The organism is Ramlibacter sp. GCM10027632 (genome assembly GCF_042675325.1).
In the GTDB taxonomy this organism is placed as follows: domain Bacteria; phylum Pseudomonadota; class Gammaproteobacteria; order Burkholderiales; family Burkholderiaceae_C; genus Ramlibacter.
Genome location: NZ_JBHTGW010000025.1, coordinates 1 through 635 on the forward strand (window position 1 = coordinate 1; position 635 = coordinate 635).

Here is a 635-nt window from a genome sequence, read left to right on the forward strand (position 1 = left end):
GCGGGCGGCATCAGCGCCTTCATCGTGCCGGCCGACGCGCCGGGCCTGCGCCTGGGCAAGGTGGACAAGAAGATGGGCCAGCGCGGCACCAAGACCTGCGACGTGATCCTGGAGAACGTGCGCGTGCCGGCGGCCAGCATCATCGGCGGCGTGCCGGGCCAGGGCTTCAAGACGGCGATGAAGGTGCTCGATCGCGGGCGCCTGCACATCTCGGCGGTGGCCTGCGGCATGGCCCGGCGCATCCTGGACGAGACGGTGGCCTATGCGCGTGACCGCAAGCAGTTCGGCCAGGCGATCGGCGAGTTCCAGCTGGTGCAGGCGATGCTGGCCGACTCGCAGGCCGAGCTGCTGGCGGGCTGGTCGCTGGTGCAGGACGTGGCGCAGCGCTACGACGCCAAGGGCGGCCCCGGCGTGGCCGACGCCGACGTGGCCATGCGGGCCTCGTGCGCCAAGATGTTCTGCACCGAGATGGTGGGCCGGGTGGCCGACCGCGGCGTGCAGGTGCATGGCGGCGCGGGCTATATCAACGAGTACCCGGTGGAGCGCTTCTACCGCGACGTGCGCCTGCTGCGCCTGTACGAAGGCACGACCCAGATCCAGCAGCTGGTCATCGGTCGGCAGATGCTGCGCGCCGC

Annotated in this window: 1 protein-coding gene; it reads left to right on the plus strand. The window is 71.2% G+C overall.

All coding sequences use genetic code 11. The features are described from left to right. The coding region (locus ACFQZY_RS19145; protein ID WP_377419148.1) for an acyl-CoA dehydrogenase family protein at positions 1 to 635 on the plus strand (635 nt) is incomplete at both ends.